This window comes from Streptomyces sp. NPDC015171 (assembly GCF_043079545.1).
Classification (GTDB): Bacteria; Actinomycetota; Actinomycetes; order Streptomycetales; family Streptomycetaceae; genus Streptomyces.
In genome coordinates this window covers 34,268-47,815 of sequence record NZ_JBIBUO010000029.1, presented here as the reverse complement: position 1 = coordinate 47,815, position 13,548 = coordinate 34,268, and the positions used below count along the sequence as shown (strand labels likewise).

Annotated in this window: 15 protein-coding genes; 5 read left to right on the top strand and 10 right to left on the bottom strand. The window is 72.8% G+C overall.

Annotated elements, in window-relative coordinates; all coding sequences use genetic code 11:
- Positions 1 to 80: 80 nt before the first annotated feature.
- The 5 genes from ACF073_RS39485 to ACF073_RS39465 form a co-directional block, all read right to left on the bottom strand.
- Positions 81 to 1,658 (bottom strand): ABC transporter substrate-binding protein, encoded by a 1,578-nt coding sequence (locus ACF073_RS39485; RefSeq protein ID WP_392076351.1) that lies wholly within the window; start codon positions 1,656 to 1,658, stop codon positions 81 to 83.
- 194 nt (positions 1,659 to 1,852) lie between these two features.
- Positions 1,853 to 2,614 carry an SDR family oxidoreductase gene (locus ACF073_RS39480; RefSeq protein ID WP_392076350.1) on the bottom strand — a complete coding sequence of 254 codons (762 nt, stop codon included), beginning with the start codon at positions 2,612 to 2,614 and terminating at the stop codon, positions 1,853 to 1,855.
- Between the two features lie 21 nt (positions 2,615 to 2,635).
- Positions 2,636 to 3,397: a 3-oxoacyl-ACP reductase FabG gene (gene fabG, locus ACF073_RS39475; RefSeq protein ID WP_392076349.1), complete on the bottom strand. Its 762-nt coding sequence runs from the start codon at positions 3,395 to 3,397 to the stop codon at positions 2,636 to 2,638.
- Positions 3,398 to 3,545: 148 nt separating this feature from the next.
- Positions 3,546 to 3,995, bottom strand: coding sequence for a DUF3037 domain-containing protein (locus ACF073_RS39470; protein WP_392076348.1), 450 nt, complete (start codon positions 3,993 to 3,995; stop codon positions 3,546 to 3,548).
- Positions 3,992 to 4,756, bottom strand: a complete 765-nt coding sequence (locus ACF073_RS39465; RefSeq protein ID WP_392076347.1) for a HipA family kinase — start codon at positions 4,754 to 4,756, stop codon at positions 3,992 to 3,994. The genes ACF073_RS39470 and ACF073_RS39465 overlap by 4 nt, the downstream gene beginning before the upstream one ends.
- A 175-nt stretch (positions 4,757 to 4,931) precedes the next feature.
- Between ACF073_RS39465 and ACF073_RS39460 the strand changes: the two genes are divergently transcribed.
- Positions 4,932 to 5,423, top strand: coding sequence for a Rieske (2Fe-2S) protein (locus ACF073_RS39460; RefSeq protein WP_392076346.1), 492 nt, complete (start codon positions 4,932 to 4,934; stop codon positions 5,421 to 5,423).
- Between the two features lie 6 nt (positions 5,424 to 5,429).
- Here ACF073_RS39460 and ACF073_RS39455 read toward each other — a convergent pair whose 3' ends face one another.
- Positions 5,430 to 6,074: a cysteine hydrolase gene (locus ACF073_RS39455; RefSeq protein ID WP_392076345.1), complete on the bottom strand. Its 645-nt coding sequence runs from the start codon at positions 6,072 to 6,074 to the stop codon at positions 5,430 to 5,432.
- A 149-nt stretch (positions 6,075 to 6,223) separates the two neighbouring features.
- Between ACF073_RS39455 and ACF073_RS39450 the strand changes: the two genes are divergently transcribed.
- The gene (locus ACF073_RS39450) at positions 6,224 to 6,694 is read left to right on the top strand and encodes a pyridoxamine 5'-phosphate oxidase family protein (protein ID WP_392076344.1); all 471 of its coding nucleotides are present in this window, start codon (positions 6,224 to 6,226) and stop codon (positions 6,692 to 6,694) included.
- A gap of 11 nt (positions 6,695 to 6,705) precedes the next feature.
- On the opposite strand, the gene ACF073_RS39445 is transcribed toward ACF073_RS39450, so the two are convergent.
- Positions 6,706 to 7,608 (bottom strand): LysR family transcriptional regulator, encoded by a 903-nt coding sequence (locus ACF073_RS39445; RefSeq protein ID WP_392076343.1) that lies wholly within the window; start codon positions 7,606 to 7,608, stop codon positions 6,706 to 6,708.
- A gap of 74 nt (positions 7,609 to 7,682) precedes the next feature.
- On the opposite strand from ACF073_RS39445, the gene ACF073_RS39440 reads away from it, so the two are divergent.
- Positions 7,683 to 8,633: a DMT family transporter gene (locus ACF073_RS39440; RefSeq protein WP_392076382.1), complete on the top strand. Its 951-nt coding sequence runs from the start codon at positions 7,683 to 7,685 to the stop codon at positions 8,631 to 8,633.
- 25 nt (positions 8,634 to 8,658) lie between these two features.
- On the opposite strand, the gene ACF073_RS39435 is transcribed toward ACF073_RS39440, so the two are convergent.
- Positions 8,659 to 9,990 (bottom strand): aminotransferase class I/II-fold pyridoxal phosphate-dependent enzyme, encoded by a 1,332-nt coding sequence (locus tag ACF073_RS39435; RefSeq protein WP_392076342.1) that lies wholly within the window; start codon positions 9,988 to 9,990, stop codon positions 8,659 to 8,661.
- 49 nt (positions 9,991 to 10,039) lie between these two features.
- Between ACF073_RS39435 and ACF073_RS39430 the strand changes: the two genes are divergently transcribed.
- Positions 10,040 to 10,717, top strand: a complete 678-nt coding sequence (locus tag ACF073_RS39430; RefSeq protein ID WP_392076341.1) for a pyridoxamine 5'-phosphate oxidase family protein — start codon at positions 10,040 to 10,042, stop codon at positions 10,715 to 10,717.
- 331 nt (positions 10,718 to 11,048) lie between these two features.
- Here the strand turns inward: ACF073_RS39430 and ACF073_RS39425 are convergent, their stop codons facing one another.
- Both ACF073_RS39425 and ACF073_RS39420 read right to left on the bottom strand, forming a co-directional pair.
- Positions 11,049 to 12,053, bottom strand: coding sequence for a DMT family transporter (locus tag ACF073_RS39425; protein ID WP_392076340.1), 1,005 nt, complete (start codon positions 12,051 to 12,053; stop codon positions 11,049 to 11,051).
- Between the two features lie 72 nt (positions 12,054 to 12,125).
- Positions 12,126 to 12,758, bottom strand: coding sequence for a Clp protease N-terminal domain-containing protein (locus tag ACF073_RS39420; RefSeq protein WP_392076339.1), 633 nt, complete (start codon positions 12,756 to 12,758; stop codon positions 12,126 to 12,128).
- A gap of 327 nt (positions 12,759 to 13,085) precedes the next feature.
- Between ACF073_RS39420 and ACF073_RS39415 the strand changes: the two genes are divergently transcribed.
- On the top strand, positions 13,086 to 13,514 hold the full coding sequence (locus tag ACF073_RS39415; protein WP_392076338.1) for an SRPBCC family protein: 429 nt from the start codon (positions 13,086 to 13,088) through the stop codon (positions 13,512 to 13,514).
- Positions 13,515 to 13,548 lie beyond the last annotated feature (34 nt).

The window sequence follows — 13,548 nt, the reverse complement described above, 5'->3', positions numbered from 1 at the left end:
GTGAATCAACTGCGGTGTGCGGTCACTTCCAGGCTTCAGAACCTACAGGCGACCACTGACAACCGGTGCCGCGAGGCGGTTCACCAGCTGGTCTTGCGATGCAGTGTCCACATCATCATGATCGTCGACGGGTCGAGGGCCTGCTCGCCCCCGGAGATGTCGTCGCTGGCCGCCACGTACTGCCGGCCCTGCCAGAGCGGGATCAGCCGGGCGTCGTCCACCATGATCTGCTGGGCCGCCTCCACGTCCTTGACGGTCCGGGCGCGGTCGCTCTCCGCGCGCGCGTGGGGCAGCAGCCGGCCGGTGATCTCCTTGGCCGGGTAGGGCGTGCCGAGGGCGTTGTGCTCGCCGACGAAGGGGGCGATGAAGTTGTCCGCGTCCGGGAAGTCCGGGAACCAGCCGCGTCCGAACACCGGGTACTCGGCCTTCTGGTAGCCGACCACGTAGGTCTTCCAGGGGCGGCCCTTCAGGGTGATGTCGAACAGGCCGGAGCCGTCCAGCTGTCGCTTCAGCTCCCGGAACATCAGGGCCGTCTCGGAGCCGTAGCGGTCGGTGGTGTACCAGAGGGTGAGCGGGACGGGCCGGGTGATGCCGGCGTCGGTGAGGATCTTGCGGGCCTTGCCGGCGTCCGGGTCGCCGAAGTCGTCGAAGAAGCCGGTGGCGTGGCCGGTCAGGCCCTTGGGGACCATCGAGTACAAGGGGTCGACGGTGTCCTTGTAGACCTTGTGCGCGATCGCGCCCCGGTCCACGAGCTGGGCGACGGCCTTGCGCACGGCGGGCTGCTTGGCCCACGGGTCCTTGGGGTTGAACACCAGGTAGCTGATGTCCGTGCCGGCACCGTCGACCAGTTGCAGGTCCTCGCTGTCGTGCTGCTGCAGGGCGAGGATGTCGTCGGCGGCGAGCCCCCGGTAGGTGACGTCGATCTGCTTGTCCCGCAGCGCCTTGACCATGCCGGCGGAGTCCTTGAAGTAGCGGATGGTCACCGCGTCGTTCTGCCGCTTGGCGAACCCCTGGTAGCTGTCGTTGCGGGCCAGGACGGCCTGCGCGTCCTCCTCGTAGGACTGGAGCTTGTACGGGCCGGAGCCGTGGACCGTGGTGTCCTTGCGCAGCGCGTCGGCGGGGTAGTCGTCCGGGTCGACGATCGACATGGCGGGGGTGGCCAGCACGAACGGGAAGGTGGCGTCGGACTGGTTGAGGTGGAAGACGATGTCGCGGTCGCCCGAGGTCTCGACGCGGTCCAGGCTGCCGAGCAGCCCGGCGGGGCCGCCGGGGGCGTCGATCCTGCGGATGCGGTCGATCGCGTGCCGCACGGCCTCGGCGTTCAGCGGGTCGCCGTCGGAGAACTTCAGCCCCGGGCGCAGCCTGCAGTGGTAGGTGCGGCTGGCGGGGTCGGTGAAGGAACAGCTCTCGGCGGCGTCGGGCTGGGGGGTGGTGGCGCCGTTGGGGTAGGCGAGGAGTGTCTGGAATATGTTGCGGTACAGCTCCCAGGAACCGTCCCACGCGCCGGCCGGGTCCAGCGTGCTGGGGACGCTGGTGGTGCCCACGACGATCGGCCCCTGGCTGTCGGGGTCGCCGTCGGAGAGCAGGCTGCAGCCGGTGACCAGTGCCAGGGACACGATCGCCGCGCCGCCCCGCAGGAATCGGTTCCGGATGAACACGTGCACGCTCCTCGATCTGCCGTACCAAGGGTTGGCAGACCATACCGCAGCGTTTCGGCCCCCTGAACCTCCCCGGAAACAGGCTTTCTTGATCGATTCGGCTCTGACGACGTTGTCAGTCCGCTGTGCGGATTCCGTACGGCATTCCGGGCGCCGATCCGTCCGATATTCGGCGCCCGGAAAGATGGCCGGGCTCAGCCCACGCCGGCGTTGAGGAAGATGCCGCCGTCCACCACGAGCGTCTGACCGGTGACCCAGTCGGACTGCGCGGAGGTGAGGAAGGCCGCGGCCCCGCCGATGTCGGAGGGCACCCCGAGCCGGGCGAGGGGGTAGGCCGCCGCCGCCTCCTCCTCGCGGTTCTCGTACAGCGCCTGCGCGAACTTGGTCTTGACCACGGCCGGGGCGATCGCGTTGACCCGCACCTTCGGCGCGAACTCGTGCGCCAGCTGCTGGGTGAGGTTGATCATCGCGGCCTTGCTGACGCCGTAGGCGCCGATGAACGGCGAGGGCGCCAGGCCCGCGATCGAGGCGATGTTGACGATCGCGCCGCCGTTGTCCTTCTGCCAGGCGTGCCAGGTCTTCTGGGCGAAGCCGAGCGCGGAGATCACATTGGTCTCGAACACCTTGCGGGCGACGTTCAGGTCGAGGTCCGCGATCGGGCCGAAGACCGGGTTGGTGCCCGCGTTGTTGACCAGGAAGTCGACCCGGCCGAAGGCCGCCATGGCGCGCTCGACGGCCTCGGCCTGGTGGTCCAGGTCGTGGGCCTTGCCCGCGACGCCGATGACGCGCTCGGCGCCGAGCCGCTCGACGGCCTCCTTGAGGGCGTCCTCGTTGCGGCCGGTGATGCACACGCGGTCGCCGCGCGCGACGAGCGCCTCGGCGACGCCGTAGCCGATGCCGCGGCTGGCGCCGGTGACGAGCGCGGCCCTGCCGGAGAGCTCCGGGAGTTCAGTCATGTCCCTGCTACCTCTGAATCCCTAGTCGAGCGGTCCGCCGGCGACGTACAGCACCTGGCCGGAGACGAAGCCGGCCGCCTCGCCGGTGAAGAACGCGATGGCGTTGGCGATGTCCTCCGGCTCACCGACCCGCTGTACCGGGATCTGGGTGGCGGCGGCCTTCTTGAAGTCGTCGAAGCCCATGCCCACGCGGTCGGCGGTGGCCTTGGTCATCTCGGTGGCGATGAAGCCGGGGGCGACGGCGTTGGCGGTGATGCCGAACTTGCCCAGCTCGATGGCGAGGGTCTTGGTGAACCCCTGCAGACCGGCCTTGGCGGCCGAGTAGTTGGCCTGGCCGCGGTTGCCGAGCGCCGAGGAGGAGGACAGGTTGACGATCCGGCCGAAGCCCGCGTCGACCATGTGCTTCTGAACGGCCTTGGTCATCAGGAACGAGCCGCGCAGGTGCACGTTCAGGACCATGTCCCAGTCGGTGGCGCTCATCTTGAACAGCAGGTTGTCGCGCAGCACGCCCGCGTTGTTGACGAGGATCGTCGGAGCGCCCAGCTCCTGGGCGATGCGGGCGACGGCCGCCTCGACCTGCGCCTCGTCGGAGACGTCGGCGCCGACCGCGATCGCCTTGCCGCCGGCCGCGGTGATCTTCTCGACCGTGTCCTTGCAGGCGGCCTCGTCCAGGTCGATCACGGCGACCGCGTGGCCTTCGGCGGCCAGTCGTACGGCGGTGGCCGCGCCGATGCCGCGCGCCGCGCCGGTGACTACGGCGACCCGCTGTTCAGTGGTGGACATTACTGCTTCTCCTCGCCCTTGAGAGAACCTGCCGGGCCCTCGGCGAGGGCCCTGTCATGCGGTGAGCGACCGCTTAGTACCTTCAGCACCCGTGACGCTAGAAGCCCTGGCACCCGGTGTCAACGGCACATCCGGCCGGTGTGATCCATTACCTCACCAGGAGGTCGAGCAATCGCTCCGTCTCGGCGGCCGGGTCGGCGGTCAGACCGGTGTGCACGGGCCCGGGCCTGACCACGGTGGAGCGGGGCGCGATCACCCAGCGGTAGCGGCGCCCGGCGTCGTCGCCCGCCGCCTGCCCGGCCTCCTCGCCGCCCGCGCAGTGCCGCTCGATCGCACGCAGCGCGGCACGCACCCCGGCGACGTCGGCGGCCGGGTCCAGCGCGAGCAGCCGCGCCTCGTCCAGATGGATGAGGGCGCCCACGTAGGCCCGGGCGCGGCAGTACACGACCACGCCCGCGTTGATGCACTCCCCGCGCTCCACCCGGGGGACCACTTGCAGCAGGGCGTACTCGAACACGTCACGGCCGCCGCCCTGCCCGGCCCGGGTGATGTGCCGCTCGGTGACATGGCCGGCCATGTGGATACGGGTCTCGCTCACTTGGTCCCCTCGATGCCGGTGATGCGCTCGTGGACGGCTGCGGCCCGGGCGAGCAGTGGTCGCGCGTAGGCCCGGCGCAGGTCGTCCGGGGTGCCGAAGCCCGGTTCGCCGGCGAGCCAGGCGTCCGGGATCTCGGCGGTGACCTCGGTGAGCAGGTCCTCGGTGACCCGGGGCGCCAGTGCGGCGGCCGCGGCCCGGACGTCCGGGGAGAAGCGGGCGAGGGCGTGGTCGGAGGCGTCGTAGGGGCGGGCCGCCGAGGCGTTGGCGGAGGGCCAGTTGTGGTGCCAGATCATCGTGGCGCCGTGGTCGATGAGCCACAGCTCGCCCTGGTGCACCAGGAGGTTGGGGTTGCGCCAGGAGCGGTCGACGTTGTTGACCAGCGCGTCGAACCAGACGATCCGGCCGGCCTCCTCGGGGCTCACCGGGAAGGCGAGCGGGTCGAAGCCGAGCGCGCCGGACAGGAAGTCCATGCCGAGGTTGGTGCCGCCGCTGGCCCGCAGCAGGTCCTGCACCTGCTGCTCGGGCTCGCCGAGCCCGAGGACCGGGTCCAGCTCGATGGCGACCAGCCGGGGCATGCGGAATCCGAGGCGCCGGGCGAGTTCGCCGCACACCACCTCGGCGACCAGGGTCTTGCGGCCCTGTCCCGCGCCGGTGAACTTCATGACATAGGTCCCGAAGTCGTCGGCCTCGACGAGCCCCGGCAGCGAGCCGCCCTCACGCAGCGGCGTGATGTAGCGGGTCGCGGTGACTTCCTTGAGCATCGACCCAGGTTACTGGGGTGCGGCAGCGGGCCGGACCTGGCCGCCGGCCGGAAGCCGTGGCTCACGGCCCGCTCATCACCGGAGGGCGGGGATCCGGCTGCCGTCTGAACGGGCGCCGCCCCGCGGCCGTACCCCAGGGCGGATGACACAGCGTTCCGCGGAAGGGAATTCCCACATGACCAGCGCATCGCTCCAGCCCTCCCCCGAGCACTCGGCTCCGCTCGGGCGGGAAGGCGCCCCCGGGGGACCGGCGCGTCGTACCGTCATGGCGGCGGCCGGAGCGGCCGGGCTCGCCGCCGCGCTGACCGCCTGCGGTTCGGGCGACGACTCGGCCGGGTCCGGCTCCGCCGGCTCTGCCGGGTCCGCGCAGGACGGCGGCGGCTCCGCGCTCGCCAAGAAGGCGGACATCCCGGAGGGCGGCGGCACGATCTTCAAGGACCAGGGTGTCGTGGTCACCCAGCCGACGGCGGGCACCTACAAGGCGTTCTCCTCCAAGTGCACCCACCAGGGCTGCGCGGTGGGCAGCGTGGCGAACGGCGTGATCGTCTGCCCTTGCCACAACAGCGAGTTCTCGGTGGCGGACGGCAGTGTGAAGAAGGGACCCGCGACGCAGCCGCTGCCCGCGGCGCGGATCACCGTCTCAGGCGACGAGATCAAGCTGGCCTGAGCCGGCTCAGCGCCGTCCGGCGGACCGTTCGAAGCAGCGGAGCACCTCGTCGGTGGTGGCGATCGTGGCGACCAGCGCGAGGGTGTTGCGGATCATCGCGGGGGTGTACTCGGCGGGCACCCCCGCGATCGCGTCGGACGGGACGACGACGGAGTAGCCGAGGTTCACGGCGTCGAACACCGCGTTGGGGACGGCCACGTTGGCCGAGACCCCGGTGACGATCAGGGTGCGGCAGCCGAGGTTGCGCAGCAGGGCGTCGACGTCGGTGCCGTGGATCGGGGAAAGACCGTGCAGCCGCCGTACGACGAAGTCCTCCTCGGTGGTCTCGATCGGGGGCGCGAGGCGGACCGCGGTACTGCCGCTCAGCTGCTGCAGGGGCAGCCGCTCGGCGGCCCGGAACAGGCGGGCGTTGCGGTTCGCGCCGCGGCCGTCGGGACGGCGCTCGGCGATGGCGTGGATCACCTGCACACCGCTCGTGTGGGCGGCGGCGACCAGCCGGGCCACATGGTGCAGGGCGCCGGAGGAGCGCGCCTCGCGGGCGAGTTCGGGCAGGGCGCTGTCCGGGCCGACGACGCCCTGCTGGCACTCCACGGTGAGCAGCACGGTGCTCACGGGATCGAGGAGGTCGCCGAGTTGCTCGTACGACGGCATCACACATCCTTTCGCCGGGGGCCGGGCGGTGAGAGTAGCCACATCGGGGCACGAGCGGAAGCCGGGCCGTTCCCTTTTCTGACGTGATGTCAGAGGATCTCCGCAGCAGGGGAGTTCCTCTGACACGACGTGAGAGAAGAGGGGGCCGTATGACCGTCACTCAGCAGCGCCGGGGCCGGAGGATCATGATGACTCCCGGCGAGCTGGACGCATTCCTCACCGCCCAGCGCACCTGCCGGGTCGCGACCGTGTCGGCGGACGGCACACCGCATGTCAGCGCGCTGTGGTTCGCCTGGGACAGCAGCTCGCTGTGGCTGTACTCGGTGGTGCGCAGCCGGCGCTGGACCCAGCTGTGCCGCGATCCGCGGGTGGCCGTCGTGGTCGACTCCGGCGAGGAGTACGACCAGCTGCGCGGGGTCGAGCTGTCGGGGCGGGTGGAGTTCGTGGGCGAGGTGCCGCGCACCGGTCAGCTGTGCGCCGAACTGGACACGGCCGAGACGCTGTTCGCGCGCAAGAACTTCGGTCTGGACGAGATGCCGCACGACGGCCGGCACGCCTGGGCCCGGCTGACCCCGGAGAAGATCGTGTCCTGGGACTTCCGGAAGCTGGGCGGGGCCTAGGGCGGCCGGGGTCAGTCGAGCTTCCGGGCGGCGGTGCGCAGGGCCTCCACCGCCGCGCGGATGGAGGGCCGGCGGTCGGCGTCCGCGCGCCAGATCACGTACACATGGCGGCGCACCCGCTGCCTGAGCGGCACCAGGACCACGCCCTCGGGCACCGGGTGCCGCCCCAGGAGCGGGGCGATGCACACGCCGAGCCCGGCGGCGACGAGCCCGAGCTGGGTGTGGGTCTCGCCCGCGCGGTGGCCGACGATCGGCTCGACGCCCTTGGACCGCAGGGTGAAGATCAGCCACTCGTGGCAGAACTCGCCCTCGCCCCAGGTGATCCACTCGTCCTCGGCGAACTCGGCCAGATCCACCTCGTCCCGGTCCGCGAGCCGGTGCCCCGCGGGCACGGCGACATCGGCCGGGTCGTCCAGCAGGGGTGCCTTGACCAGGCCGTCGGGCACGGGCATCGGCTTGTTGTACCAGTCGAGGACCACCGCGAGGTCGAGATCGCCGCGGACGACCCCGGCGATTCCCTGCTCCGGCTCCAGCTCGCTGGAGCGCACGCGCAGCCCCGGGTGCTCGGCGCGCAGCGCGCCGAGGGCGGCGGGGAAGAGTCCGCGCGCGGCGGTCGGGAACGCGGAGAGCCGGAGCTCGCCGACGACCTGCCCTCGGTGCGCCTCCAGATCGGACTCGGCCAGCTCGACCTGCGACAGGATGCGCGCCGCGTGCTCCGACAGCAGTCGGCCGGCGTCCGTGAGCCGTACGCCGCGGCCGTTCTTGGCGAGGAGCTGCTGGCCCAGCTCCCGCTCCAGCTTGCCCAGCTGCTGGGAGACCGCGGACGTGGTGACGTGCAGCGCCTCGGCGGCGGCACTGACCGAGCCGTGCCGGGCGACCGCGTCCAGGGTGCGCAGGCGCTCAAGGTTCAACATGTAAGTGATTCTAAGAGGTACTGGTCGGGAAATGTCGATTGTCCTACGAGATTGCCTCCGGCATCGTGGAGGTCATGAGCACGGTCATCCCCTCACGGATCCAGTCCCCCGTCCCTTCCGCCACCCCGTCCCCGGTCCGCCCCCGGGCCCGCCTCGACTGGCGGCTCCGCTTCGGCGCCCTGTCCCTGATCTGGGGTTTCAGCTTCCTGCTGATCAAGGTGGGGACACAGGGGTACGCGCCGTTCCAGGTCACCCTCGGGCGGCTGCTGTTCGGTACGGCGGTGCTGGTGGCGGCGATGGCCGTGAAGCGTGAGCGGCTGCCGCGCGGGGCCCGGCTGTGGGGGCACATGGCGGTGGCCGCGTTCCTGCTGAACGCGCTGCCGTTCTCCCTCTTCGCCTACGCGGAGCTGACGATCCCGTCCACGCTGGCCGGCATCTGCAACGCCACGTCTCCGCTGTGGGGCATGCTCCTGTCCCTGGTCGCGCTCTCCGAGGACCGGCCCACCCGGGTCCGGGTGGCGGGGCTCGGGCTCGGGTTCCTGGGTGTGCTGACCGTCCTGGGCGCCTGGCAGGGCTTCCACGGCCTCGACGCGACGGGCACGGCGATGGCCCTGCTGGCCTCGCTGAGCTACCCGGTGGGCTGGATCTACGTCCGCCGGACGCTGGCCGGCACGGGCCGTTCGCACCTGTCCATGACGGCAGGGCAGTTGCTCCTCGCGACGGTGCAGCTGGCCGTGGTGACACCGCTGTTCACCAGCGCGCCCGCGCACTTCCCGGTCGTTCCGCTGCTGGCCGTCGCCGCGCTGGGCGCACTGGGCACGGGGCTCGCGGTGCTGATGCAGTACGGGCTCGTCGCCGAGGTCGGGCCCACCACGGCGCAGATGGTCACGTACTTCATCCCCGTGATCGCCACGGCGGCGGGAGTGGCGATCCTCGGGGAGTCGCTGCGGTGGAACACGCCGGTGGGCGCGGTGATCGTGCTGGCCGGTGCGGCGCTGACCCAGGTGCGGCGCAAGGGCGCGTAGCCCGGCCTCGCGATCTCCCGGCCGCTCAGCCGTACGAGCGTGCCGGAGAGGGGCGTACCGCCGCCGCGACCGCGTCGGCCAGCGGGGCGATGTCCGCCCGGGACAGCGGTGAGATCGTGACGCGGACGGCCTGCCGGGAGGCCAGCCGGAAGCGGGCGCCCGGAGCGACCGCCCAGCCGGCCTGGACGAGGCGGGCCACCGCTCCGGTCTCGTCGGCGACCGGCACCCAGACGTTCATGCCGCTGCGGCCGTGCGCGGTCACCCCGCGCTCGGCCAGCGCCTCGACCAGGGCGTCCCTGCGGACGCCGTACGCCCGCGCCACGGCCGCCCGGTCCACCGCGCCGGTCGTCCACAGGTGCGCCACGGCCCGCTGCAGCAGCAGGCTCACCCAGCCGGGCCCCAGGCGCAGCCGGCCCCTGACCCGGTCGACGGTGACGGGGTCGCCGGTGAGGACGGCGAGGCGCAGATCGGGACCGTAGGCCTTGGCGGCCGAGCGGACGAAGGCCCAGTGGCGGGTGGCGCCCGCGAGCGGGTGCAGCGGCAGGTCCACGATGCCGTGGCCGTGGTCGTCCTCGATGAGCAGCGTCTCCGGATGGTCCCGGAGCACCGCGCGCAGCGCACGCGCGCGCGTGGCCGTCACCGAGGCGCCGGTGGGGTTCTGGGCGCGGCCGGTGACGATCAGGGCGCGGGCTCCGGACTCCAGGGCGCGGCGCAGATCGTCCGCGCGGGGTCCGTCGTCGTCCACGCCGACCGGGGCCATGTGCAGGCCGAGGGCGGGGACGAGATCGAGGGCGCTGCCCCAGCCGGGGTCCTCGACGGCGACCGTGTCGCCGGGCTTGAGATGCGCGGTGAGGACGCGCTCGATGGCGTCGAGGGAGCCGGAGGTCACCGTCAACGGGCCCGCGGGGACGCCGTCGGCGTCCAGTTCGGCGCGGGCGAGGCGCACGAGGTCCGCGTCGACGGGATCGTCGCCGTAGCGGACGGGCCTGCGGTCGCCCCGCTCCGCCGCCACGGCGAGGGCCGGGGCCAGCGGGGGCAGCAGCTCCGGGTCCGGGTTGCCCGAGGAGAGGTCACGGCCGCCGGGCGGCACCTCCACCCGCAGCTCCTCGCGGCCGGTGGTGGCCGGCCTCGGCCGGACCCGGCTGCCCCGGCGGCCGGCCGTCTCGATCACCCCGCGCTCGCGCAGGGTGCGATAGGCGGCGGCGACGGTGTTCGGGTTCACGCCGAGCTCGGCCGCCAACTCCCGCATGGGCGGCAGGGGTTGCCCCGGCGCCAGCTGCCCGGCGGCGACCGCCTGTTCGACGCCGGCCGCGATCTCGGCTGCGCCACGCCCGGTGATCCGATATTCTCCTAGCACAAAGAACATTATGCACTAGTGCAAAACATCCCGCCAGGAGGGGACCGCCATGCAGGGCACGACCGAGGAAACGCAGGCCGCGTACACGCCGACCGACCGGACCGTGCCCACGCGCTCCGCGGACCGGGCGTCGTACGACAAGGAACTGGTGCACGCGATATTGGACGAGGGGTACGTCTGCCACCTCGGCTTCGTCCGGGACGGCGCCCCGGTGGTGCTGCCGACGCTGTACGGCCGGGTCGGCGAGCGGCTCTACGTGCACGGCTCGACCGGTTCCCGGCCGCTGCGGATGACCGGTGACACCGATCCGGGCCTGCCGGTCTGCCTGACGGTCACCCATGTCGACGGGCTGGTCCTCGCGCGCTCCGCCTTCCACCACTCGATCAACTACCGCTCGGTCGTGGTGCACGGCGTCGCGCACGAGGTCACCGACCCCGAGGAGCGGCGCCTCGCCCTGGACGCGCTGGTCGACCACGTCGTACCGGGCCGGGCCGCCGACTCCCGGCCCGCGAACAAGAAGGAGCTGGCCGCGACCGCGGTGATCCGCCTGGACCTCGAGGAGGTCTCGGCCAAGGTCCGCACCGGCGGCGCCAACGACGAGGCGGCCGACCTCTCCCTGCCGCACTGGGCCGGGGTCGTCCCGCTCCGCAAGGGCTACGACGCGCCGGTCCCCAACGCCGACCTGACGCCCGGCGTGGAGGTCCCGGACTACCTCGCGGCGCGCTAGCGGCGGAGGACGGCGGGCCCAGGGGGACACCTCTGAGGCCCGCCGCGGGCGACCGGCGCGGACGCCGCCTCAGCCGGCGCCGGGGGCGCACGCGTCGGGCGGCCGGGGACAAGCACCTCAGGCACCCCGGGCGAACACCTCAAGCGGCCGGGGCGAACACCTCGCGCGGCCGGGGCAAGTGCCCCAACCACCCCCGGGCGAACCCCTTAAGCGGCCGGGCGTGACAGGACGCGCGTGTGCGGCTCCGCGGCCGGGCGCGACAGGGCAAGCGTGTTCAGCTCCACGGCCGGGCGCGACAGGACGCGCGCGTTCGGCTCCGCGGCCGGGCGCCTCACGCGGCGGTGCCGCGAGCGGACAGCTCCCTTTCCGCGCCACCCGACGCGACCGGCTGCGGGGACCCCTTGGCGGGCGCCGAGGACTGGGCGATGAACGCGCCGACCAGGACGACCACGCCGCCGGCGATCTGCGGCGCCGACAGGTGCTCGCCGAGCAGCACCCAGGCCAGCACGGTCGCGATGACCGCCTCCAGGCAGGCGACGACCCCGGCGACCTGCGGCGACAGCCGGCGCACGGAGAGCACTCCGGTGATGTACGCGACGACCGTCGCGACCAGCACGATCCAGCCGAGCAGGACGGCGGCGGGTACGGCGGTGCCGTTCAGGTCCGCCGAGCCCGCGAGCACCGACCAGTCCATGGTCCAGGGGCGGGCCACGACCGACAGCACGACCGCTCCGACGAGCAGCCCGTAGGCGATGACGCCGAGCGGGTCGGGCGCCGACTCCCCCGCGTCGCTGCCCTGGTCGGCCAGGACGAAGTAGCCGACCTGGCAGCAGGCGGCACCGAGCGCCAGCACCAGACCCAGCGCGTCGAAGCTCAGCCCGGACCAGATCTCCACCACGCAGGCGAGGCCGCCGGCCGCGAGGACCACGCCGAGCGCGGCGGCACGCGTGACCGGTCGACGCTGCACGAACCGCACCCAGCCCAGCACCAGGGCGGGCGCCAGATACTCGATCAGCAGGGCCACCCCGACCGGGATCCGGGAGAGCGCGGCGAAGTAGCAGGCCTGGACACCGGCGACGGCGAGCAGTCCGAACCCGGCGAGCAGCGCGGGCCGTCGGCGCGGCAGGGCGCGGTGCCGCACCGCGATCGGCAGCATCACCAGCGCGGCGCCCGCCACCCGCAGCCACACCACATGCAGGGGGTCGAGGCCCGCCTCGATCAGCGGCTTCGCGGCAACGCCGGACCCTCCGAAGGCCAGCGCCGAGGCGAGCGCGAGACCGAGTCCGGCTCCCTTGCCGGGGCTGTCCTGACTGCTCACAGACGTATGCACCGGCACATGATGACAGGAGCCGACAGGAGCGTCATCCCCGATGACCCCTGTCTCAGCTGATGGACGGCCCGGTCGCCGTCAGCAGGCGGGCTCGCTCCCGTCGGCGCTCTCGCCGGCTCCGGCCTCGATCCGTGCGGACAGCTCGCGGGCCGGGATGCCGGCGTGTTCGAGGACCTCGACGGCCCGGGACGCCGGGTCGGCGGCGAGCGCCGCGAGCAGGTCGGTACCGCCGATCCGGGTCGCGCCCCGCCGCAGGGCCCGGGTCCGGGCGTCCACGAGCGCGGCGGACGCGGCCGGCGACCAGCCGTCGGCGTCCCTGGCCGCGCCGTCCCGGGCGGCTCCGGCCGCGAGGGCCGCAGGGGCCGCGGGGACCACGGAGGCCGCCGTGGCGGACCAGCCGTCGGCACCAGCGGCCGGCTCCGGGCCGGCGGGAGCGGGGACGAGCGGGATCGCGCCGGAGTCCTCCACGCTGCCCTGCCAGCGCAGCCCGTAGCCGATGCTGCGCTGCACGAGGTAGCCGAGGAGCCGGGCGAGCCGCGGCGGACCCCCGACGGCCGCGCGGGCCTCGGGGTCGTGTTCCAGCAGGGCGTGCAGCAGATGGGCGGTGTCGGTCTGCCGGTCCCCGTCCCGGACGGCCCTGCGGCGGGCACCGGCGACCACCGCCGCCAGCTCGGCACCGAGGCCGGCAGCGCCGTCCTGGTGCGGAACCACTGGGTCCTGGGTGGTCCGGTGAGCTGTACGGGGTTGCACATCCCCACCTCATCAGCCTTGAGGAGAGGGGGCATCCCCGTGGGGAACCATTTTCGCGTCCCGCGTCCAGTGGACATCGGCCGCCCGGATTTCATCCTTACGGAGGAGATCCGGCCGATTCCACGCAGCGAACGCGCGCCGCCTTGCCCTGGCGCCCCGCCGCGCCTGTGCCGCGTCTGGGCCCGGCTCCCGCAGATCTGATGGTTCATCAGTATTGAATGTTCGCGCCCCTGCGGCTACGTTCCGCGACACCGTAGCCCGCTACGCCCGATCCGGAGGGGTGGTCGTATGGCCGAAGTCAGCGCGGAGGCACGCATCCAGGCGCCGGCCGAGAAGGTGTGGGCCCAGCTCACCGACTGGCCGTCGTACGGGGCGTGGAACGCGACCCACACCAGCTTTCCCCGGGGCGGCCCGGAGACGCTGGCCGTGGGCGGGACGTTCCAGGAGAACATGAAGCTGATGGGCTTCCCGGCGGAGGTCGACTGGACCATCGAGGAGCTGGAAACGGCCCGGGTGTTCGCCATCCGCGGCAAGGGCCCGATGGCGGTGACCGTCGCCACCCGCTACACGCTGACCCCCGACGGGGACGCCACGACGCTGCGGATCGACGGAGAGTTCACCGGCGCCGCGGTGTCGCTGATGGCGGGCAAACTCAAGGACTCGGCGACGGCGGCCCTGCACGAGTCGCTGCGCAAGCTGGACGGCCTGGTGGCCTGAGCCGGACACACGAAGGCGCCCCGCGCGGATTCCG

Coding starts and splice junctions, on each gene's coding strand:
- ACF073_RS39480 (WP_392076350.1), bottom strand. CDS start 2,614: ATGACTGAACTCCCGGAGCTCTCCGGCAGGGCCGCGCTCGTCACCGGC.
- fabG (WP_392076349.1), bottom strand. CDS start 3,397: ATGTCCACCACTGAACAGCGGGTCGCCGTAGTCACCGGCGCGGCGCGC.
- ACF073_RS39465 (WP_392076347.1), bottom strand. CDS start 4,756: ATGCTCAAGGAAGTCACCGCGACCCGCTACATCACGCCGCTGCGTGAG.
- ACF073_RS39460 (WP_392076346.1), top strand. CDS start 4,932: ATGACCAGCGCATCGCTCCAGCCCTCCCCCGAGCACTCGGCTCCGCTC.
- ACF073_RS39455 (WP_392076345.1), bottom strand. CDS start 6,074: ATGCCGTCGTACGAGCAACTCGGCGACCTCCTCGATCCCGTGAGCACC.
- ACF073_RS39450 (WP_392076344.1), top strand. CDS start 6,224: ATGACCGTCACTCAGCAGCGCCGGGGCCGGAGGATCATGATGACTCCC.
- ACF073_RS39445 (WP_392076343.1), bottom strand. CDS start 7,608: ATGTTGAACCTTGAGCGCCTGCGCACCCTGGACGCGGTCGCCCGGCAC.
- ACF073_RS39440 (WP_392076382.1), top strand. CDS start 7,683: ATGAGCACGGTCATCCCCTCACGGATCCAGTCCCCCGTCCCTTCCGCC.
- ACF073_RS39430 (WP_392076341.1), top strand. CDS start 10,040: ATGCAGGGCACGACCGAGGAAACGCAGGCCGCGTACACGCCGACCGAC.
- ACF073_RS39415 (WP_392076338.1), top strand. CDS start 13,086: ATGGCCGAAGTCAGCGCGGAGGCACGCATCCAGGCGCCGGCCGAGAAG.